Raw genomic sequence first — 5,196 nt, forward strand, 5'->3', positions numbered from 1 at the left:
CGCACCGAACGGCTACCCACGCGGCGCGGCAGCGGTGCCGTCCGGGCCGCCCCGGCAGGAACACCCGCCGGCGTACGCCCGACCGGCCGCCCCGGCGACGCCGTCACCCCAGCCGCAGCGGTCCCGGCCCGGAATGGTGCTGCTCGCCATCCTGTTGGCCGTGCTGGTCCTGCTCTGCTCCGGCGTGATTTCCTACAACCTACGGAAGCAGTCGCAGGCCGGCGTATCCGCCGGGCTGACGCCGCGCACCGTGACGTCCGGCGCGCTACGACTCGACGGGCGCGACGATCCGACCCGGACGTCGTACCGTCGAGAGGTACGACTCCAGCCGGGCGACGGCGGGACGACGACGAGCGAAGGACGACAGACGCGATGACAGCGCAGGCCCGCCTGCTCGGTGGCAGGTACCAGGTCGGCGAGCTGCTCGGCTATGGCGGCATGGCCGAGGTGCACCGTGGTCGCGACCTCCGGCTCGGTCGGGACGTCGCGATCAAGATGCTCCGCACCGACCTCGCCCGGGACGCGACGTTCCAGATGCGGTTCCGTCGGGAGGCGCAGAACGCCGCCTCGCTCAACCACCCGGCCATCGTGGCGGTCTACGACACCGGCGAGGAGACCGCGCCGACCGGCGAGACACTGCCGTTCATCGTCATGGAGTTCGTCAACGGGCGGACCTTGAAGGAGGTCCTCGGCGCCGAGGGGCGGCTGCAGCCGCGCCGCGCGCTGGAGATCTGCGCCGACATGTGCGCCGCGCTGGAGTTCAGTCACCGGCACGGCATCATCCACCGGGACATCAAGCCCGGCAACGTGATGCTCACCCAGACCGGCCAGGTCAAGGTGATGGACTTCGGCATCGCCCGCGCGCTGGCCAGCGGTGCGACCACCATGACGCAGACCAGCGCGGTGATCGGCACGGCACAATATCTTTCCCCGGAGCAGGCACGCGGCGAGGCCGTCGACGCGCGCTCCGACGTGTACGCGGCTGGCTGCGTGCTCTTCGAGCTGGTCTGCGGGCACCCGCCGTTCGTCGGGGACAGCCCGGTCAGCGTCGCGTACCAGCATGTACGGGAGACGCCGCCGACGCCGAGCGACATCAACCCGGACGTCACCCCGGCCGTCGACGCGATCGTGCTCAAGGCGCTGTCGAAGAACCCGCTCAACCGCTACCAGAGCGCCGGCGAGATGCGGGCCGACCTGCTTCGCGCCGCCGCCGGCCGGCCCGTGCTGGCGACCCCGGTGCTGCGCGAGGCGGAGACGGTGGCGATGGCCCCGGCCGGCGGTGGGGGCGGCTATCCGGCTCCCTCCGGCGGGCAGCAGACCCGGCAGATCCCGGCCCGGGTGGGCGACCCGCGTCAGCGCAAGGCGTCCTCCTGGTTGATCGCGACGTTCAGCGCGGTCGGCGTGCTGGCGGTGATCGCCCTGGTCGCCGCCCTGCTCTGGAACATGCAGCAGGACAAGGACCTGAAGTCGGTGCCCACCCTCACCGGCAAGACCCGGGACGCGGCGATCGCTGAGATCCAGAGAGCCGGTCTGTCCGCGCAGGTGGGTGACGCGGTGCTGGCCAGTGACTGCACCGAGGGCACGGTCGTCAAGCAGAACCCGCTGCCGACCACCCAGGTGGAGCAGAACCGCACGGTCATCATTCAGATCTGTGGTGGCAAGCCCGAGGTGCGCGTTCCCGCCGGGCTCAAGGGCAGCAAGCGGGAGAGCGCCATCGCCCGGCTCACCGAGGCGAACCTCAAGTACGACATCAAGACGGTGAACGACGAGGCGAGCCAGGACGAGGTTCTCAAAGTCGAGCCGCCCGAGGGCGAGAGCGTTCCCGAAGGCACGCAGGTGACGCTGACGGTCTCGAACGGCAAGGTTCGTGAGGTGCCGGACGTCGTCGGACTGGGCCAGGAGGAGGCCACCCGAGTCCTCCGGAACGCAGGCTTCACGGTTGTCGTGCAGGACGGGCCGGAGGTGCCCGCCGCCCAGGCGGGGAATGTCACCGACCAGAGCCCGAACGGCAACGAGAAGAAGCCCACCGGCACGAGGGTGACCATCAAGGTGAGTCAGCCCGAGCCGGAGACCGACCCGACGCCGACGATCACGCCGACGGGCACGCCGACGGGCACGCCGACCACCCCCGGCAACGGGGGCGGCATCGGTCTGCCGTTCCCGCCCCCGTCGAGCCGGCCCCAGGACTAGGCGATCCGTGGGCAACGGCGTGACCGAGGCGGAAACGTCCCCGGTCGGGCCGGTGCGGCGGTGGCCTAGACGCCTCCGCCGCCTGGCCGTCTCGGGCCTCGTCGTGGTGGTGCTCGCCAGTTGTCCGTGGCTCTGGACGACGTTCGCCGCACGCGGCCACGTGTACGCCGCCGTCGACGCGCCGGCCGCCGACGTGGTGATCGTGCTCGGCACCGAGGTGGCAGCCGATCGGCAGCGGCCCGGGGACCGTCTCGCCGGCCGCCTGGACACCGCCGCCGAGTTGGTGGCCAGCGGGCGGGCCACGGTCGTCCTCGTGTCGGGCGACGGCGGTGGCGCGTCAGGCGACGAGCCGGCGGTGATGACGACGTACCTCGCCGAGCGCGGTGTCGACAGGCGTCGGGTGGTGGCCGACCCGTTCGGCCTGGACACCTACGACAGCTGCGCGAGAGCCCGCGAGGTGTACGGCGTCGAGCGGGCCCTGATCGTCACCCAGTCGTACCACCTGTCCCGGGCGGTGACACTGTGCCGGCAGCTCGGCCTCGACGTCGACGGGGTGACCGCCCGCTGCGACGGTTGTGGCGCCGCCCTGCTCGCCGAGAAGTCGGTTCGGGACTACTTCGCCAGTGGCAAGGCGGCGTGGGACGCGGTGCGTGACCGACCGCCGGCGGTGCGCTCGCCCGCTGACCCCGCGGTGCAGGACGCGCTGCGCGGCTGACCCGGCCGGCACGGGTTCCGACGATCCGGTGAGCGGGCCCTGACGCTCAGGCGGTGGCGAAGGCCGCGCGACGACGGGCGTCGACCTCGGCGGCCAGCGCGGGCGCGCGCTCCAGCGCCTCGGGGTGACCGCAACTCGCCAGCCAGTTGGCCAGCATCAGGTGACCGCCCTCAGTGAGCACCGACTCCGGGTGGAACTGGACGCCCTCGATGGGCAGCGTCCGGTGCCGCATCGCCATCACCACGCCGGAGCCGGTCCAGCCGGTGACCTCCAGCTCGTCGGGGAGCGTCTCGGGCAGCACCGCGAGCGAGTGGTACCGGGTGGCGGTGAACGGGTCGGGCAGGCCGGCGAGTACGCCGACCGAGTGGTGCCGTACCTCGGAGGTCTTGCCGTGCAGCAGCTCCGGGGCGCGCGTCACGGTCGCCCCGAACGCCTCGCCGATCGCCTGGTGGCCGAGGCAGACACCGAAGATCGGGAGCTGGCCCGCGTACTCCCGGATGACGTCCAGGCAGATGCCGGCCCGGTCCGGGCTGCCCGGACCGGGCGACAGCAGGATGCCGTCCGCGCCGACCGTGCCCACCTCGGCGACGTCGATCTCGTCGTTGCGGCGGACCTCGCAGTCCACGCCGAGTTGGCCCAGATATTGGACGAGGTTGAAGACGAAGGAGTCGTAGTTGTCGATCACCAGGACGCGCATGGTCACCTGCTCGGGGAGGGGGGCGCGGGGTTGTTCTGGTCGGTGTCGTACGGCAGCTCGTGCTCGTCGCCGGCCGGGGTCTCCACGGTCACCGGGTCGCCGCCACCCGTCTCGGCGGGTACGCCGGACTCGACCTGCACGTCGTCGAAGGGCAGCAGGGGCTCGGCCCACGGGAAGGCGACGTACCAGAGCAGGGCCACCGTGGCGGCCACCAGCAGCACCGAGCCGGTCAACTTTCCGACCAGGCCGAACGGCAGCTTGCGCCAGATGAACGCGTACATCGGGTCAGCCTCCCAGCTCCGCCGGGCGGCCCGCGGACTTGGGTTGGCTGCGGTCCAGTTCGGCGTGGATGATCAGGCGCTGGTAGTTGTCGAACTTCGGGTTGCACGTGGTGAGGGTGAGCATCCGCCTGGTCGCCTTCTTGTCCGGCTCGCCGGGCACCGGCGCCACCACCTCGACCTGGGTGGGCCGGACGATGCGGGACTGCGACACCCGGTAGACGTACCAGTCGGTCTTGCTCTCGACCACGATCGGGTCGCCCTCATCCAGCTCGTCCAGCCGCCAGAAGGTGGCCCGGTTGCGGTGGCCGGCGACGGAGAAGTTGCCCACCTGGCCGGGGAGCGCGCTGGTTGGGTAGTGGCCCGGGGCGAAGCGGATGTCCTCCTGAGTGACGCCCTCGACGACGACCCAGTTCTTGTCCAGCTTGGGGATGTAGAGGCCGGCGAGCGGCTTGCCGCGTACCGGTGGGGAGGGTTTGACGCTCGGGCCCACCGACGGGACGACCGTCGGGTCGTCGGTCGGGGCCCACGCCTGAGCCAACTCGTTGTTGAGGTCGTTCTGGTGGGCGTCGACGATGGCCGACTTGCCCCAGACCTCGTAGCCGGCGAAGAGCAGGACCACCAGGCCGAAGGTAATCAGGATCTCGCCGGTGACCCGGACGCCGGTACGCAGTCGCGAGCCGAACGACGGGCGGGTGAGCTCGGAGTAGACGCTCTTGTAGCCCTCGCCGGTCTGGTGCGGTCGGAGTTGGACCACCCGTTCGCCGCGGCGGGGTTGGGGCGGGTCGGTGGGGTTGCCGCCGGTTGGCTCGTCGGGAACCGCCGTGCGGGGAACGGCACCCATCAACGCGGTCGAGTCCATGGTCGGCGGCCTGGTGGCGGGTGTGGCGGGCACGGCCGGAATCAGCGCGGTGGCCGCCGGGTCCGCGACGCCCGGTGGGACTCGGGTCGGCCCGGTCGGCGGGACCCGGCTCGGCCCGGCCGAGGCGAAGCCTCCCTGCCCGGCCGCTGCGATGCGGTCGGGGGCGGCCGGTGAGACCGGGGAGCCGGCGGGTCGGCCGGGCCGGGCGGTGACCTGCGGAATGTACGCGGTCGGCGAGTCGGCCAGCGGCGGCGTCGAGGGGCCGGAGGAGGCAGGCCGGCCCGGAGTGCCGGAGGCCGTCGGCCGGGTCGGCAACCCGAGCACGGAAGAGAGCCGGGGAGGGAAAGAGGGTAGATCTCGGTGGGGGCAGTATCCTTGAAAAACAACACAACCACGCGACAGAGCGCGGTAGCAGATCGACAGCCCAGCCGTGCTCCGTCTACCACCCGCGCTG

General features: G+C 71.9%; 4 protein-coding genes and 2 pseudogenes. 3 read left to right on the top strand and 3 right to left on the bottom strand.

Translation table 11 applies throughout. The features are described from left to right. The 3 genes and pseudogenes from PSH25_RS20575 to PSH25_RS20585 all read left to right on the top strand — a co-directional run. Positions 1 to 376, top strand: a pseudogene (locus PSH25_RS20575) (serine/threonine protein kinase); the annotation flags it as partial. After that, entirely contained in the window at positions 373 to 2,190 is a 1,818-nt protein-coding gene (pknB, locus tag PSH25_RS20580; protein ID WP_238660645.1) for a Stk1 family PASTA domain-containing Ser/Thr kinase, read from the top strand. The pseudogene PSH25_RS20575 and the gene pknB, both read left to right, overlap by 4 nt. Before the next feature lie 19 nt (positions 2,191 to 2,209). Next, complete coding sequence (locus PSH25_RS20585; protein ID WP_238660646.1) at positions 2,210 to 2,905, top strand: SanA/YdcF family protein; 696 nt, start codon at positions 2,210 to 2,212, stop codon at positions 2,903 to 2,905. A 46-nt stretch (positions 2,906 to 2,951) separates the two neighbouring features. On the opposite strand, the gene PSH25_RS20590 is transcribed toward PSH25_RS20585, so the two are convergent. From PSH25_RS20590 to PSH25_RS20600, 3 genes and pseudogenes are all read right to left on the bottom strand, one after another. Further along, positions 2,952 to 3,602: an aminodeoxychorismate/anthranilate synthase component II gene (locus PSH25_RS20590; RefSeq protein WP_238660647.1), complete on the bottom strand. Its 651-nt coding sequence runs from the start codon at positions 3,600 to 3,602 to the stop codon at positions 2,952 to 2,954. A 2-nt stretch (positions 3,603 to 3,604) separates the two neighbouring features. After that, positions 3,605 to 3,883 (bottom strand): hypothetical protein, encoded by a 279-nt coding sequence (locus PSH25_RS20595; protein WP_238660648.1) that lies wholly within the window; start codon positions 3,881 to 3,883, stop codon positions 3,605 to 3,607. Between the two features lie 4 nt (positions 3,884 to 3,887). Further along, positions 3,888 to 5,105: pseudogene (locus PSH25_RS20600) on the bottom strand (class E sortase); the annotation flags it as partial. Positions 5,106 to 5,196: the final 91 nt, after the last annotated feature.

Origin of the sequence: Micromonospora foliorum (assembly GCF_022229015.1) — a bacterium.
GTDB classification, from domain to species: Bacteria; Actinomycetota; Actinomycetes; order Mycobacteriales; family Micromonosporaceae; genus Micromonospora; species Micromonospora foliorum.